The organism is Leptolyngbya sp. CALU 1928 (assembly GCF_056784215.1).
In genome coordinates, this window is the sequence record NZ_JBXBCE010000001.1 from 691,588 (window position 1) to 707,505 (window position 15,918).

The window sequence follows — 15,918 nt, forward strand, 5'->3', positions numbered from 1 at the left end:
GACTAGAAAATTTTAGAGATGCAGATGGGGCACTGGCGCGATCGCGCTTTATTAACCCAATGTAAACCAATGGGTAAATTCAAAACTTGATGAAGATTTGTGCGATCGCACTGTGCAAAGGGTTGCAATCTTGTGAACACTAATAGGGCGCGGTGCGCTTCCCCACGGCTAACCCATTCCTAACTTTTGGAGACTTCCCATGAGCAACCCCTCTTTAATCCCTGTAATTTTGGCAGGTGGCAAAGGTGAGCGCTTCTGGCCCCTCAGCCGTCGCAGTCGCCCCAAACAGTTCCTCAGCCTCGATGGCAGCGGTAAGAGCTTGTTGCAGTCAACCGCCGATCGCTTACTGGCGATGGCAGGCAGTTGGGATGCGGTTTGGGTGGTGACCGCTTCACACTTGGCGGACTTGGTGCGGGAACAGTTGCCCCAAATGCCAGAAAGCAATTTGCTGGTTGAACCTGAAGGTCGCGATACCGCGCCTGCGCTGGCTTGGAGTACCTTAGAAATTGCCCGTCGTCATGGCAATGAGGCAGTCGTAGGATTTTTCCCGGCAGATCATTGGATTGCGGATGAGGATGCTTTTCGCGCTACTTTATCGGCGGCGGCGGAACTAGCGGTGAAGGAAAGCGCGATCGTTACGCTAGGAATCGCCCCCACCTATCCCGCTACAGGCTATGGCTACATTCAGCAAGGCGAGAAGCAGGGGATTTATGGAGGCGATCGCGCCACGACGGAGGCTGGCTTTGCAGCTTATCGCGTCGATCGCTTCACCGAAAAACCCGATCGCGCCACGGCAGAAGCGTTTTTAGCAACGGGCAAATTTAGCTGGAACAGCGGCATGTTCGTCTTTCGGGCTGGCGTAGCTTTGGATGAACTGCGAATCCATGCGCCCGAAATTTTGACTCCTTTGGAAGAAAGCGGCGTGGCGATTTATCCCACTCTGCCCAAGAAAAGTATTGACTATGCCCTGATGGAGAACACCCAGCAGGCATACGTGCTGCCCGTTTCTTTTGGGTGGGATGATTTGGGGGACTGGAACGCGATCGATCGCCTGATGCAAAGCGATAAGCCCAACGTGGAACTGGCAACCCATGTTGGATTAGATACCAAGGGCGCTCTGCTCTATGCCTCCGATCCAGAAGAAGTGATCGTTACCGTGGGTCTAGAAGATGTCGTCGTGGTGCGAGATGGGAAAGTGACGCTGATTGTGAAGAAAGACCGCACGCAAGACATTAAGCAAGTGCTAAAAGAAATCCAGGCAAACCCCGATATGCAAGGGCTTTTGTAAGAGGCAGGGAATAAGGGCGAACTTCTCACTTGGTCGTGATCTAGTCTTCTCCAAATTCCTCAAACAGATCGGTTAAGACGACGTTAGAGAAGAGGAAGCCTTCAGGGTTAGTCAGCTTGATTCGTGCGATCGCTGCCATCTCAATCGCGCTTTCTGGCTCAACGGCGACCCATCCGGTTTTGCAGTAAGGCTGCAAACGTTGCCAGACTCGCGCGATCGCCGCTTCGCCAAACTGCTCTACCAAGGGCGCGATCGCTAACCCTTCCTGCAAGCGCAATCCTAACATCAGCGTGTCTAGCAGCAAATCTAAAGAGAAGGTTTCAGGTTTCAAGTTCCGGGTTTCAGATTGATCCCTGTCCCCTGTTCCCTGTTCCCTGTTCCCTGTTCCCTGCCCCCTGCCCCCTGCCTCAACCCACTTATAATATTCCCCAGTTTTCCGGGGACGGGCAACGCGATCGCCAGCAATATAACTGGTTGCGCCCATGCCAAAGCCATAAAAAGGGAGATTTTCCCAATAAACGCGATTGTGGCGGCACGGATAGCCCGGTTTGGCGTAGTTAGAAATTTCGTAATGCTCGTAGCCTGCCCTGGTTAAGACTTGATGCGCCATACGATACATTTCGGCGGTGGTTTCATCAGAAGGGAGCGGCTTAGCTCCGGGTTTATATTGCCGACCAAAAGCAGTGATTGGCTCTACAGTTAGGTCATAGCAGGAAGTATGAGTAGGGGAAAGGGCAATCGCTTTTTCTAGGGAAACTTGCCAATCGGTTAAGGTTTGATGCGGCAGTCCTGAAATCAAATCAAGGCTGATGTTGGTAAATCCGGCAGCGCGAATATAGTCAAACGCCCGGTAAATGTCTTCTACGGTGTGCGATCGCCCAGCGGCTTGCAGCAGGGTTGCTTGAAATGCCTGAACTCCCACGCTGACCCGGTTCACTCCAGCGGTGCGATAACCCAAAACTTGCGCTGGATCGAAGGTTCCCGGATCAACTTCCATGGAGATTTCTGCCTCGGCTGCAATGCCAAACCGTTGAGCCAGGGTTTGCAAAACTTGATCGACTTGGGTAACTGCCAGCAAGGAGGGCGTTCCACCCCCGAAGAAAATGGTGTTGAGCGGCTTACTAGGAGCAGGTACGGGTTCTTGCTGTCGAATTTCTTGACACAAAAACTCGATGTACTGCGCGATCGTGCCAGAATTGCTGCCATTCATGCGATCGCCGGTCTTCGGGTTTTTATCTCCTACCACAGACACCGGAAAGTCGCAGTAGTAGCAGCGTCGCCGACAGAACGGAATATGAATGTAAGCAGCTAGCATACTTTTGTCACAATGAGAACAGATGGGGAGAGTATAATGAACTATGTCAGCCTGTTAGCGCAGCCAGAATCGTTGCCCGTCTTTTTCCATCCGTCCTCTATCATGGGAGAATTGGCGGTATAGCCCAGCTTGGCAGTTCCTTGAGCCTTTTGGCATAGGGATACGTCCTCTAACACCCTTGAATCTATGCTAGACGCAATTATAATCATTTCATTCATGCTGGCAGGAGCAGGGATCGGCTTCTACGGCATTGAAGACCTGCCTGCTAGTGTTTTGCAGCAAGTGTCCAACGAGGGCGCGCTTCAATTTATCATCGCGGTTTTTGGAGCGTTGATTGGGCTAGTTGTGGGCTTCGCGGTGCAAACCGGGTTTCGGCGGTTAGAGCGTCAGGTTCGCGCCATGCCTGTAGATGTGCTGTTGAGTCGGGCGATCGGCTTGGTGCTGGGCTTGCTTGTGGCTAACTTGCTGTTGGCTCCCACGTTTTTACTGCCAATTCCCTCAGAATTTTCGTTTATCAAGCCGCTGATTGCGGTGGTAGGCAGCATTCTTTCTGCGGTGTCAGGGGTTTCTCTGGCAGATACTCACGGGCGGGCGTTGCTGAGGCTAATCAATCCAAACTCTGTAGAAACCTTGCTGTTTTCCGAAGGAACCTTGAAGCCTGCTTCGACTAAATTGCTGGATACCAGTTGTATCATTGACGGTCGAATTGAAGAGTTACTGGCAACCGGTTTTTTGGAAGGACAGTTGCTTGTACCTCAGTTTATTTTGCAGGAGTTACAGCAAGTTGCGGATGCATCCAACGACCAAAAGCGGGTGCGCGGCCGGCGGGGATTAGATATTTTGAACCGAATGCGAGAAGCATACCCCGATCGCATTGTGATTAATTCTGCGGACTATGACGATGTGCCTACAGTGGATGCCAAGTTGGTCAAGCTGGCGCAAGAAATCAACGGCACGTTGCTAACGACGGATTACAACCTGAGCAAGGTTGCCACCGTCCAAAAGGTTCAGGTTTTAAATGTGAATGACCTGACTCAGGCGGTGCGTCCGAGCTATTTGCCAGGAGACAGCATTGACCTGAAGATTGTGAAAGAGGGCAAAGAACCGACTCAAGGAATTGGCTACCTGGATGACGGCACCATGGTTGTGGTGGAAGAAGGGCGCAGCTATTTGGGTAGTGGAGAAGTTCAAGTGATTGTCACAAGTGCGCTGCAAACCTCCGCAGGGCGGATGATTTTTGCTCGTCCCAAAGCTTCTCTAGTGGCGTGAGTGGGCAGACTAATAACTCTGGTAACTTATTTCGACGCTTCATTTAAGTCAAATTCGCGGTTCCAATCGGGAAAATCTGCGTTGGGTAGCCGCCCATAAAGCTGAATCTGGCTGATGGCTTGCCAAGGCACTCGTTTGAGCAGACTCACAGTTAGCGATGACATTTCTACGGGATCAGGCGTAGGATCGGCTTCAAAAACAACCTGGAGGCAATCGCCGCTCGTCATCCGCAATTTGGTAGTCACTCCCATCGGTTTAAGCGATTGCAGCATCAGCGTTGTCAACTGGTCTAGCATCGCTTCAGGGCTTAATGTTGCAGTCTCTACAGGAAAGACATCAGCGCCTTTTGCGGGTAGAACGGGAGCGCGCATTGCCTGTCTAGGGTCTACCACATTCGCTGCGGGAATATCTTCCGGCAAAATGGTAGTCAAAATCTCATCAGTTAAGGTGTTAATAACCGCTAATCGATTTGCCTGTTGTTCGATTGTTTTTTCAAATAAATTTCGGACTAAGCGCCCATTACCAAACGTGCGATCGCGATTTTCATACAGTTCGGTTAGCAACGTTTTCAATTTTTGATTTGCCTCTTCTGTCGGTGAAAAATGGCTGTCTTTGCACATTTTCTTGAAGATGGCGACCAGTTCATCGGGCGTATAATCGTTGAAATAAAAATAGCGATTAAACCGCGATTTCAACCCAGGATTTGATTCCACAAACCGCGCCATTTCATCGGTATATCCGGCGGCAATGACCACCAAACGACTGCGATAATCTTCCATCCGTTTTAATAATACATCCACCGCTTCTTGCCCAAAATCACGGGAGCTATCTGCGGGAATGAGTGCATAGGCTTCATCCACAAACAACACACCATCCAATGCAGAGGTTACTTTCTCATCCACTTTTTTAGCGGTGCCGCCGATAAATTCTGCCACCATGCCTGCGCGATCGGTTTCAACTAAATGCCCTTTGGCAAGAAATCCTAATGCTTTGAAAATTCGACCCGTTAATCGGGCAACTGTCGTTTTCCCCGTTCCCGGCGGACCCGAAAACACAGAATGCAAAGACACTGAAGTAGTTGCCAAACCGCGTTCTGTCCGAACCTTTTGTACTTTCAAAAAATTAGTTAATGTACGAATTTCTTCTTTAATATTCGCCATTCCAATCAACTGATTGAGTTCGTCTAAAACTTTTTCCAGGCTTTCTGGTTCTTCGGTAGCAGCCACTTTCTCCTGTGAAGCTTTAGCATCACCAGATAAGACCTTTGGATCATTTTCATAAGTATGCAGAAGTTGCCAAATTGTGGCGAGTGCCCCCGCTTCCTCTAAGGTAATATTGCCGTCTGCTTTAACAACAGACTGGGCAAAACGATAAAAGCTATTCACAGTTTTGTTTAGAAAATTTGTTTCCTTTTCCTCATCCATTTTTTTGAGCAGTACAGGTAAAGAAAGCTGATTAGTAGGCGCTTCTTTTTGTAGTTCTAACAGAATTTTTAGAGCTTCTTTCTGATATTTCAGCCGAACATCTGGTAAAAACTCCCACTGATCAAACACTGCTTTTAGCCGTTCTTTATCTTGTTTAATTAAGGCGTAAATTGTAATGAAGCCTAGTAGTTCATTGGCAGTAATTTCATTGTTACTGCGTCCACAAATCAACACAATTTGGGCTAAATCTGCTAGCAGAAGCTGTTCATATTCTTTATTTTGTTGCAGCAATGGTAGAACTTCTGTATACAAGCTGCTGGCTTCTTGTTTAATCTCTCTTGTATCCATTTCAATCTCCCTTATGGATTAATTTCTTCCCAGAGTCGCGTCAACCGGTAACGCCACGCGCTGAGGGTTTGTTCTCGCGCTTCGGCACCGGCTTTCATATCGCCTAGCATTCCCTCTTCGTAGAAACGGTCTAGTGTTTGTAACGTTGCTTCGAGGGATTGCCCTTGTTGCTTGGCAACCTGAACAATCTGACGAACTCTAGTTTCTATGAGACGGCTAAAGCAGTCATTTAAGCCTTTCTGGCGAAGATGGAGCAGCCGTTGTACGGCGGAGACAAAATCTTCTGGCGTTAAGGTTGCACAACTATGTTGATAAACGCCCCACAAAACATTTTGTTGTAGAGCGTATCGGGTTTCTTGCGTCAGATCAAAGTTGTCTTCCATCAATTGCTCAATAAACGGTTGAGCCTCTTGGATCGGCGCGATCGCCACCAGCAATCTTAACCACGACTGATCATCCGACAGCAGCACTAACAAACGAAATTCGGGAGTATCTACTTGCCATGATCCAGGTGCTAATAGCTCGACCTGTTCACCAAATAGCTGGCTTAGTTGAGTAGATAGTTCAGGTGGGATCATGGTTTTTGAGTATCTTCGCATACCGCGATCGCCTTGTGATCTGCCAAAGGATGAAAGATTTATCTACCCATAATGAAAAACTCCCCCGAATTGGATCAGGGGAGAACGCTAAGGGGTAACTTTAAGCAAAAACCCTAGGGAATCCATTCCTCAACGGCTTCGTCCTTTGTATTAGTCCGGCGCTCTGGGGTTTCGCGGTTGAACTTCATATGAATAGCGCGAATCTGCTCACCATCGGCGGCAACTGCCATGATTGGGTAGTCAATCAGACCATCCTGGAAAGACATTTGAAACCGGAAGGTGCCATCAGGATTGAGCGCGATCGGTCGCCCGCCGACTGTGACTGTGGCATCTGGCTCAGTAGCCCCATGCACAATCAGTTCTGCATCTGCAATTAGCCAAAATTGACGGGGACGAATAATAGGTAAAGAGCCTGAGAAACCCACCCCAGACATGCCAACTCCAGACATTCCGACTCCAGACATTCCGGCTCCCGACATTCCGACTCCAGACATTCCGGCTCCCGACATTCCGACTCCCGACATGCCAACTCCAGACATTCCGACTCCTGACATTCCGATACCAGAAGTTGTCATGGCAGACATACCCACACCGGACATCATGCCAACCCCAGACATCCCAGTCCCAGACGATATGCCAACCCCAGACATTCCAGCACCAGACATTCCAGCACCAGACATTCCAGCACCAGACATTCCAGCACTAGAAGTTGCCCACATCCCCGAACCAGAAGCAAGTACATAGGAGCTTACAGACTGTTGCATTGAACCAGCCACATGTTGCATTGAACCAGCTACATGTGGGATTGAGCCTGGAACTTGCGTTTGCTGCGTAGAGCTATGAATAGACCCGGCAACATGATCCGCTTGATTGGCTTCTGTCAAACCATAAACTGTCTCATAGGCAGAAACAGATGGATCAACAGTTATCTGCTTTCCGGGAGAGGTCAAAGTAGCGTAGGTTTTGCCGCGTAGTTCTTCCTCCCAGGGAACTGTGAGAAAATGGTCTTCAATCCAATCGGATGGGTAAATGGGCGGAATCCGAACGGGGGCTGAGCGTGCCAATATTAACCAGCGTCCATCAGCACAGCGATAGCCAATCTCGATAACGTAGTCGCGATCGCTCACGGGAATAGGTAAATACCACTCTTGCGCTAGCTCATCGCAGGGATATTCTTGAATGCTGTGGGGTGCTTGAAACAGAAGGCTAACATCGGTCGTATCATAGATACGCAAGGCAAGTTGTTGTCCTCCTTGCTGCCGGAGTTCTTGCTTTGCTGCGAAGGAAATATCCCAATAGGTATATGCCCACTGAGGATCACGGGGCATGAGTACAATGCGGCTGTCGCCATATCCTTGGGGTAAGTCGGGTAAGCCTTCGTCAACGGATGCCCAGTTTTCACCCGTTACACCCGCGACATCGCCTTGACCTAGATCAAATTTGGCAGTTTCCACGACTTCTTGAGGCGCTCTTTCACGCTGAGCCGCGATTTCGCCTTGTTGCTGCATTGCCTGAATGGCTTGAATCGCTGCCAATAGCTGATCTTTACGCATCCGGCTATAGCGAGAAACGCCGCATTCACTAGCGACTCTACGGAGTTGCCGTAAAGTCATTTCATCGATAGGAAGACGTTCTGTAGACATTGCAGATATTGGCTCCAAACTAGGTAAAAGGCTAAAGATGACTTGCTATAAAAAACCGATGATCTCTAACTAGCGCCTGATGGCAAATTAGGTATTTTGGCGCATTGAGTGCAAATTGTTAAGTTCATGTTGCAAGAAAGCTGAAGCGGGGTCAAGGGCTAAAACAAAGAAATTTGAGGCGTTTGACGGATTCTTAAGCGATCGCGAGATCATCATGTCAAGAATTCATAATATTTTGATTTTGATGGGGGATCACTTGAGCAGGTGAGATTGGCGATGATCATGGCATCAGATTTAAGCCGATTGAATAGCACAACTCGATATACTCAGGGAGCATCGTGTGATCCTCAAAAAACATATTCAGCATGTCAAGTTCCGAACTTCAAGAACCAAGCCAGTTGTCAGAGCTTGATTTGGCGGTGGTAGATGAAACTGATGATCCGCCGTCTACTCCCGGAGAACACAAGCAAAGTCGGATCATTAGCCGAGTATTGTCGCCTGCGGTGAAACTTTGGCTGCGATCGCAGCTTGATGATGTGGAAGCCCTGGAACTGGAGATTGAGGCTGGCGATCGCCAGCTTTTATCAGGTTCACTATCCCAAGTGGTTGCGTCTGCAAAGAAAGCTATTTATAAGGGTTTGCACTTCAGCCAAGTGCGCGTGACCGCTCAAGCGATTCAAACGAACTTGGGGCAAGTGCTGCGAGGAAAGCCTTTTCGGTTACTGGTTCCGTTTCCGGTCAGCGGTACGGTGACTTTATCAGCCACCGATTTAAATATGTCGCTTCATGCGCCCCTATTGGGAAATGCGGTCAGCAATTTTTTGCTTAGCTTACTGCAAGACAAGTTAGAAGGCAGTTTGAGGAACACAACCAAAACTGCTGAAATGCAAAATATTCAGGTTGAATTGCAAGAAGGTGGGCTGATATTTAATGCAACGCTAGTGCAGGACAATCAACACTATTCGCTGACAGTGCAAACTCAGCTAGCGCTTGAAGGGGGCGATCGCTTGCGGCTGGAGCAGTTTTGTTGTCAATTGGGATCAGGAGAGCGATCGCCAGTCGATTTGCCAACCAGTTTTATGTTTGATCTTGGTTCGGAGGTTTGTTTAGAAGAGTTGACAATTCATCCACAGGGAATCGTATGTCAAGGGCGCATTACTGTGATCCCGGCCTGACTTGAAGAATTAGGGTGAGTTGAACATAGCCGAAACACACCCTACACAAACTTCCGACTTCAAGCGCCTAACCAACGGGCGGCATCTTTGGCATGGTAGGTGAGAATCAAGTCGGCTCCGGCGCGTTTGAAGCTGGTGAGGGTTTCCAAAACGACTCGCTGTTCATCGATCCAACCGTTGAGCGCAGCGGCTTTGACCATGGCATATTCGCCGGAGACGTTGTAGGCAGCGACAGGCAGGTTAGAGGCTTCTTTAACACGCCAGATAATATCCATGTACGACAGAGCAGGCTTGACCATTAGCATGTCTGCACCTTCGGCAATGTCTAGCTCAATTTCTTTGAGGGCTTCACGGGCGTTGCCTGGATCCATTTGGTAGGTGCGGCGATCGCCAAACTGAGGCGTAGAATCGGCAGCATCCCGGAACGGACCGTAGTAAGCTGAGGCATATTTTGCCGCATAGGACATAATTGGCGTGTCTTGAAAACCTGCGGCATCCAGCCCTTGGCGCACAGCCTGAACAAAGCCATCCATCATTCCTGAAGGAGCAATAATATCTGCGCCTGCTTTTGCTTGGGAAACGGCCGTTTTTTTCAGCAGTTCCAGCGTGGGATCGTTGAGTACTCGTCCCGTCAGGTCGCCCACTTCCAAATAGCCGCAGTGTCCATGAGCCGTGTATTCACACAAGCAGGTATCCGCAATCACGATCAGGTCAGGCACCGCTTCTTTAACCGCCGTCGCCGCTTTTTGAACAATGCCGCAATCGTGCCAAGCGCCCGTGGCATCGTCATCCTTGTCACTGGGAATACCAAATAAAATAATGCCAGGAATACCCAAGTCATAGACTTCTTTGGCTTCCTCAACAATCTTATCTACCGAAAGCTGAAACACTCCCGGCATGGATTTTACTTCTTTGGCGATCGCCTCACCGGCAACCGCAAACAGCGGATAGATTAAATCGCTGGTCGTGAGTACCGTTTCACGCACCATACGACGAAGTTGAGGATGGCTACGAAGACGACGAGGACGATGAACTGGAAACATAATTCAGGTTAAGGATGCATCAGTTCTTAAAAGTCTAAAACGTTCTGTTGATGAAGACCTCACTCAACACGTTACGTTCTGTTGCGCTATGACTTACCCTAGCTGCTTAAGGCTAAGGGCAAACAGGGTAAAAATGCTAGTGGAGCCGATCGCAAACATGAGCGATCGCCCTGGAACGAAATTCAACACATAAAAGACGGGATACAAAGCGCGGGCGATGACAAAGGCGATCGCAGCCCAAGCCGCGTTGGGAGAAGTCACCTGAGTTGTGTATGCCATCAGTGCAGCGGCTGTAAATAGCATGAAAGCTTCAAAGGCATTTTGATGTGCCCAAGTTGCCCGTTGAGCATAGATCGGCAACTTATCCACTAGCGCCCGTGGAGTTTCTAACGCCTGAAACCCGATCTGGATACGCCCATACGCCACCAACAAAAAAGGCAAATAAATCAACGCTGCTGCTGCCACAATGCCATAAAGCAATGCAGCAGGCGTAGAAATTGGAAGTTGGGGAAGGGTCATGGTTCCGTATAAATTAGTAGCGACATTCCTAGCGTACTGGTAGGCGGGGCATAAGGGCGATCTTGGACACTTTGTTAGGGCAAATCATTCTGTTTGAAGCGTCGTTTTAGAAACCATGCGGGTTTTCTTGCGATCGCCTTCCGACAGACCCTCACCGGATTGGAGTCGCGTCGCATTTTGTTGCAGCACGGTAGCGGCGGATTCATCGCCCATTTGCAAGGCGGTTTTGGCGGCAGTTTGCATCATGGTTGCCGCACCTGCCATATCCCCTTGTTGCAACTTGGTTTCCGCAATTTTGGTTTGTCGATATTTTCCTAATGCCAGGATTTGTCGCTGCACGTCAGGGTTGGGATTGGGTTGAAAGTCGCTGAGATAGTCGGCATAGACGGAAATTTTTTCAGAGAGCAACCCTTCGGCGTTGGTTGCAGGGTCATCGTAGCGAATCTGTGCCTGAGCGATCGCCTGTGATCCGGTTGCCATTTGATTCAGGTACAAGTTCGCCAAAATCACCCTGGGCACTTCTACCATCAGATCTCCGAGTCGCACAACGGACTGAGAACTTTCTTGCAGCACCGTTAGCTCAATCGTGTCGGGTGCCACCTGAGAAACGGGCTTTAGCTCTGCCAGTCGTACCCCAGGAGCAAGAGACAACAATAAATGAGCGTTGGTTAACCCAATGGATTGCACCCGGTTTAGCAATCGACTAAACTCTGCCACGGCTTCTTCAGGACTTTGAATATAGGACATGGCACCCCCACCCGCATCGGCAAGGCTTTCCAACACATCTTGATTCCAGGCATCACCTAAGCCAAGAGTGTTAATCGTTAGGTTATAGCCCATCGCCAATTTTGCTAATTTCAAGCAGCGATCGTTATCGCCATGCTCATTTTCGCCATCCGTCAGTAAAAATGCTTGGGAGATGGTGCCTTGCTTGCCTTTTGCCATTTCTTCAACACCAAGACGCAGCCCCTCGTCGATCGCCGTTCCCCCACTTGCCTTCAGTTGATTAATTTGCATCTTTAAGCTAGCAGGATTATCCACAACTTGATAAGGCACTAATACTTTTGCCTTATGGTCAAACCCAATGATCGAAATGCGATCGCCCAACGACAGTCGATCTACCAATCGCTGAGCCGCTTGACGAATCGTGTCGATTGGTCGTCCGCTCATGGAACCACTGTGATCCAAAATTAGGCAGAGATTCAGCGGTGCCGTGCGGCTGAATTCATCCACGATTCCCGCAGCGAGCGTTTCACGAATCGCCGACATCGAAATCGATAGCTGGCGCTGACTCAAGGGTTGAGCCACATCCACACTGGCATCACTCAGGGCAACTTGTAAACCAACTCTCATAAATGAATTATCCTGTCGTAGCGCGAAGTAGAACAAGGTCAGGACTTAAAGGCTAGAAGGAGGAGCGACTCAAAGCGTCCAAGGATTCAAAGCTTAATCTCATACTCCAGCATAGGCGAAATGCTGGAATAGGGACTGTCACGCTAATATGAATAAACAGTGCCGTTCTCCTAGGCAAAACATTTCAGGCGATCGCTGTTATGACATCATCCATTCAAGCTGCTCAGTCTCCCTATGGTGGTGGAGATTCCTACATGCGGACTCCGCCGCCGGATATGCCGTCTCTTCTCTTGAAAGAGCGGATCATTTACCTTGGATTGCCCCTTTTCTCATCCGACGATGTGAAGCGGCGAGTTGGGATCGATGTGACCGAATTGATTATTGCTCAACTGCTTTATCTTCAATTTGAAGACCCAGAAAAGCCAATTCGGTTTTATATCAATTCCACTGGCACCTCCTGGTACGATGGCGACGCGATCGGCTACGAAACCGAAGCCTTCGCAATTTGCGATACCCTCAGCTACATTAAACCTCCCGTACACACGATTTGTATTGGTCAAGCCTTAGGCACCGCAGCCATCATTCTATCTGCTGGCGCTAAAGGGTTCCGTGCTAGCCTTCCCCATGCCTCCATTGTGTTAAACCAACCTCGTACAGGCGCGCAGGGACAGGCAACCGATATTCAAATCCGCGCCAAAGAAGTGCTGGCGAACAAGCAATCCATGCTGGACATCTTAGCTAAAACCACCGGTCAACCTCCTGAAAAGCTGGCAAAAGATACGGATCGGATGCTTTACATGACTCCGCACCAAGCGGTCGAGTATGGGCTGATTGATCGCGTTTTAGAAAGCACCAAAGAAGCACCAAAAGAAGTGCTTGCTGCCGCCAGTTAGCAGTTTCAACCCCAGTAATTTTTCTTATTCAAAGGAGTATTTCTTATGCCTATTGGCATTCCTAGCGTTCCTTATCGTCTTCCTGGTAGCACTTATGAGCGCTGGATTGATATTTACACCCGGCTAAACCAAGAACGGATCATTTTCTTGGGGCAAGAGGTGACTGATTCCTTAGCAAATTCCACCATTGCAGCCATGCTGTACCTGGATTCGGATGATCAAAACAAGCCCATCTATTTGTATATCAACTCTCCAGGGGGTTCTGTAACCGCTGGCATGGCAATTTATGACACCATGCAACACATTAAATCTGAGGTAGTCACCATTTGTGTGGGTTTAGCGGCATCCATGGGAGCCTTTTTGCTAACCGCAGGCAGTAAAGGCAAACGGTTGGCGCTACCTCATGCGCGGATTATGATTCACCAACCGCTAGGGGGCACCGGACGACGGCAAGCGACGGATATTGAAATTGAAGCAAAGGAAATTTTGCGGATTCGCCAAGAGCTTAATGGTTTGATGGCAGAGCGAACCGGGCAATCGATCGAAAAAATCCAAAAGGATACCGATCGCGACTACTTCATGTCTGCCCAAGAAGCAAAAGAATACGGCTTAATTGATAGCGTCATTGAAACGGTCAATTAGAAACTATCTTCAAGTTCTTGTCACCAAGTGACCTCAGCAATGGCAGAATGCTTATTATTTTGCTGTTGCTGAGCTTAATGAATTCCGCAGACTGCTATCGATTGCTTGGACTTTCTAGTGAGGCTTCCTTTGAGGATGTCAAATCTGCCTATCGAGGTTTAGCAAGAAAATATCATCCCGATGTTAGCTGTGGCGATCAACGTGCTAAGGATAAGTTCATTGAAGCGACTATTGCCTACAAGTGGTTGCTAAACAGCTTGCCTCGTGAAGTTAATCAACGTCAAGCTGTCACGACCCAGCATAAGCATCAAGCATCAAAATCAAAATCCAGTCCTAGCAAACAGGCTAAACAAGTGGTGCAGGTTCAAGTGAACCCATCGCTTTCTCCTTTGGAGCAGCAGCTAAAGGCTAGTTCCTATCAACAGCTACAGCAGCTTTTGAAAACCCAAAAATTTCCCAGAGCGATCGCCCTAGTCGAAAGCTTAGCTCACCGCATGTCTCGTGATCCAGAAGTGATTCAGTGGCAGGCGATCGTCTACCAGCAGTGGGGGCGTTTTCTAATTCGGGATCATCAAATTGACAAAGCCCGAATTTATTTGAGAAAGGCTCTACAGACTGACCCCCATAACCGTTCTCTGTGGGCAGAAGTTGAAAAAGATTTTCGTTGTATTGCTCAAAGGCTCTAAGAGAAAATACTGAATCTTGACTTAATCGCACCTTACAACCCTCACAAAAAGGCAAAATTTCCCGCTACAGGTGCATTTTCAGAAAGACTTTGATATAGTTTAAGTGAGGGGATTTCTATTTAGGGCTTTGGTTCTATGTTTTGAGACGTGCTTCTCACACAATCTCTCTGAAATTTTTTAGATGCAATTTCATAAAGCTAGATCAGCTAAGAGCTTTGGTAGGTCTTATTGAAAGCCTACAGGTTTATTATATTTATTTTGATTTATTGCTAGTACGGCGCTTAATTCTTGAGTTGTCTGTCTGACCTGTTGAATACTACAGGGTTTTTTGAGTGGTAGCTATTTCTTCTCATTCAGTGAAGCGAAGTTGGAACACGATAAGCTTTGCTTCAACTCTCTATCTAGTTCCTATTTTGGAGTTGCTGCTAGCAGAAATTCCACACCAGTGGCGTTCAGAGGTAAAGCTTGGTCTGCAAGAAGCCTTGGTAAATGCAGCAAAGCATGGGAACAAGCTAGACCCTGGAAAAACGATCTTAGTTCGGTTTTCAATTATCACTGATCAATATTGGTGGATTATTTCAGATGAGGGGGGTGGGTTTAGACCTCCTCAAGCTTGGGAAATTGCACTAGATCAAAGTCCGGTTTGCCAAGAGCAAGAATGTGGTCGCGGCTTATACATTCTTCACCAGGTTTTCGATAAGGTGCAGTGGAACCTACAAGGAACAGAACTTCGCTTATGTAAGCAAGTGAAGAATTTATCTAAAATACCCATGGTTCCCTAATAAAGCAGGAGTCCGATTCCATCTAAGAGAAAACGCTATTGATTTTTCAACAAATATCGTTTTTGCTCAAGAAGTAATTTTCACGGATGATCGGGGCGAAAAAGGTGCTTATGTTGTGGGTTATACAAGCGCGATCGCGCTTGTGAAATAGCAGCAGTCGCTTCTTGATTAGCGATCTCATTTGGCACCGTGGCAGCCGCTAAAGCAGGGCTAATAATATACATGGTCGTCCGAATCAAATTTTCTGCCTGAGTCATCTTTGCCATTTGGGTCAATGGCACCAGCAAAATTTTCTCATCTTGCCAGCCCACGCGAAAGCAAATCGCCACAGGTGTGTTTTCTGGATAGTGTTGCATTAACCGCTGTTGAGCATCCTCCACATGTCGAGCGCTCAGGTATAAACAAAGGCTAGCCTGATGGGCTGCCAAAGTTGATAGCTCTTCTGCTTCTGGTACTTGAGTACGTCCACTGATACGGGTCAAAATGATGCTTTGCACCACCCCAGGAACCGTTAGCTCCACTCGCAACTTTGCAGCAGCAGCTTGAAAAGCGCTAATTCCTGGGGTAACGTCAAAAGGAATCTCTGCTTCTAATAAAGCTTGCATTTGCTCTTGGATTGCTCCATATAAGCAGGGATCGCCTGAATGAAGCCGCACGACTGACTTCCCCGCCTGAACTCTTGCCACCATTATCGCTAAGATTTCATCCAAGGTTTTGTCGGCAGTCCGAATGACTTCAGCATCGGCTCGAACAGCTTGCAATATCTCCTCAGGCACTAACGAATCAGCAAACACAATTACATCCGCTTGAGTTAGTAGGCGATGCGCTTTAACGGTCAGCAGTTCTGGATCGCCAGACCCTGCCCCAACAATGTAAACGGCGGGTTGAAGCGATGGCTGAATAGGTTGTTTTGACAGTCCGGTCATAAATTTTGCAATT

15 protein-coding genes are annotated in these 15,918 nt (G+C 48.4%); 7 read left to right on the forward strand and 8 right to left on the reverse strand.

Features of this window, described 5'->3' with window-relative positions:
• Nucleotides 1–199: 199 nt before the first annotated feature.
• A complete protein-coding gene (locus AC1S5B_RS03055) occupies nucleotides 200–1,288 on the forward strand; it encodes a mannose-1-phosphate guanylyltransferase (RefSeq protein WP_482034251.1) in 1,089 nt (362 codons plus the stop codon).
• A gap of 40 nt (nucleotides 1,289–1,328) precedes the next feature.
• Here AC1S5B_RS03055 and hemW read toward each other — a convergent pair whose 3' ends face one another.
• Entirely contained in the window at nucleotides 1,329–2,603 is a 1,275-nt protein-coding gene (gene hemW, locus AC1S5B_RS03060) for a radical SAM family heme chaperone HemW (protein ID WP_482034252.1), read from the reverse strand.
• Nucleotides 2,604–2,789: 186 nt separating this feature from the next.
• Between hemW and AC1S5B_RS03065 the strand changes: the two genes are divergently transcribed.
• Nucleotides 2,790–3,872 carry a PIN/TRAM domain-containing protein gene (locus AC1S5B_RS03065; RefSeq protein ID WP_482034253.1) on the forward strand — a complete coding sequence of 361 codons (1,083 nt, stop codon included), beginning with the start codon at nucleotides 2,790–2,792 and terminating at the stop codon, nucleotides 3,870–3,872.
• Between the two features lie 26 nt (nucleotides 3,873–3,898).
• Here AC1S5B_RS03065 and AC1S5B_RS03070 read toward each other — a convergent pair whose 3' ends face one another.
• The 3 genes from AC1S5B_RS03070 to AC1S5B_RS03080 all read right to left on the reverse strand — a co-directional run bounded on the left by AC1S5B_RS03070 (nucleotide 3,899) and on the right by AC1S5B_RS03080 (nucleotide 7,886).
• Nucleotides 3,899–5,644 carry an AAA family ATPase gene (locus AC1S5B_RS03070; RefSeq protein ID WP_482034254.1) on the reverse strand — a complete coding sequence of 582 codons (1,746 nt, stop codon included), beginning with the start codon at nucleotides 5,642–5,644 and terminating at the stop codon, nucleotides 3,899–3,901.
• 11 nt (nucleotides 5,645–5,655) lie between these two features.
• Entirely contained in the window at nucleotides 5,656–6,243 is a 588-nt protein-coding gene (locus AC1S5B_RS03075; RefSeq protein ID WP_482034255.1) for a hypothetical protein, read from the reverse strand.
• Nucleotides 6,244–6,356: 113 nt separating this feature from the next.
• Nucleotides 6,357–7,886, reverse strand: a complete 1,530-nt coding sequence (locus AC1S5B_RS03080; protein ID WP_482034256.1) for a DUF4912 domain-containing protein — start codon at nucleotides 7,884–7,886, stop codon at nucleotides 6,357–6,359.
• 365 nt (nucleotides 7,887–8,251) lie between these two features.
• Between AC1S5B_RS03080 and AC1S5B_RS03085 the strand changes: the two genes are divergently transcribed.
• On the forward strand, nucleotides 8,252–9,061 hold the full coding sequence (locus AC1S5B_RS03085) for an LmeA family phospholipid-binding protein (protein ID WP_482034257.1): 810 nt from the start codon (nucleotides 8,252–8,254) through the stop codon (nucleotides 9,059–9,061).
• A gap of 59 nt (nucleotides 9,062–9,120) precedes the next feature.
• Here AC1S5B_RS03085 and hemB read toward each other — a convergent pair whose 3' ends face one another.
• From hemB to AC1S5B_RS03100, 3 genes are all read right to left on the reverse strand, one after another.
• Nucleotides 9,121–10,104: a porphobilinogen synthase gene (gene hemB / locus AC1S5B_RS03090; RefSeq protein ID WP_482034258.1), complete on the reverse strand. Its 984-nt coding sequence runs from the start codon at nucleotides 10,102–10,104 to the stop codon at nucleotides 9,121–9,123.
• Between the two features lie 93 nt (nucleotides 10,105–10,197).
• Nucleotides 10,198–10,623 (reverse strand): MAPEG family protein, encoded by a 426-nt coding sequence (locus AC1S5B_RS03095; protein WP_482034259.1) that lies wholly within the window; start codon nucleotides 10,621–10,623, stop codon nucleotides 10,198–10,200.
• 84 nt (nucleotides 10,624–10,707) lie between these two features.
• Nucleotides 10,708–11,976, reverse strand: a complete 1,269-nt coding sequence (locus AC1S5B_RS03100) for a vWA domain-containing protein (RefSeq protein WP_482034260.1) — start codon at nucleotides 11,974–11,976, stop codon at nucleotides 10,708–10,710.
• Nucleotides 11,977–12,176: 200 nt separating this feature from the next.
• On the opposite strand from AC1S5B_RS03100, the gene AC1S5B_RS03105 reads away from it, so the two are divergent.
• The 4 genes from AC1S5B_RS03105 to AC1S5B_RS03120 all read left to right on the forward strand — a co-directional run bounded on the left by AC1S5B_RS03105 (nucleotide 12,177) and on the right by AC1S5B_RS03120 (nucleotide 14,979).
• A complete protein-coding gene (locus AC1S5B_RS03105; protein WP_482034261.1) occupies nucleotides 12,177–12,869 on the forward strand; it encodes an ATP-dependent Clp protease proteolytic subunit in 693 nt (230 codons plus the stop codon).
• A 45-nt stretch (nucleotides 12,870–12,914) separates the two neighbouring features.
• Complete coding sequence (locus AC1S5B_RS03110; RefSeq protein ID WP_458649363.1) at nucleotides 12,915–13,511, forward strand: ATP-dependent Clp protease proteolytic subunit; 597 nt, start codon at nucleotides 12,915–12,917, stop codon at nucleotides 13,509–13,511.
• A gap of 47 nt (nucleotides 13,512–13,558) precedes the next feature.
• Complete coding sequence (locus AC1S5B_RS03115) at nucleotides 13,559–14,197, forward strand: J domain-containing protein (protein ID WP_482034262.1); 639 nt, start codon at nucleotides 13,559–13,561, stop codon at nucleotides 14,195–14,197.
• A gap of 356 nt (nucleotides 14,198–14,553) precedes the next feature.
• Complete coding sequence (locus AC1S5B_RS03120) at nucleotides 14,554–14,979, forward strand: ATP-binding protein (protein ID WP_482034263.1); 426 nt, start codon at nucleotides 14,554–14,556, stop codon at nucleotides 14,977–14,979.
• An 80-nt stretch (nucleotides 14,980–15,059) separates the two neighbouring features.
• Here AC1S5B_RS03120 and cobM read toward each other — a convergent pair whose 3' ends face one another.
• The gene (cobM, locus tag AC1S5B_RS03125) at nucleotides 15,060–15,905 is read right to left on the reverse strand and encodes a precorrin-4 C(11)-methyltransferase (RefSeq protein WP_482034264.1); all 846 of its coding nucleotides are present in this window, start codon (nucleotides 15,903–15,905) and stop codon (nucleotides 15,060–15,062) included.
• Between the last annotated feature and the right edge of the window lie 13 nt (nucleotides 15,906–15,918).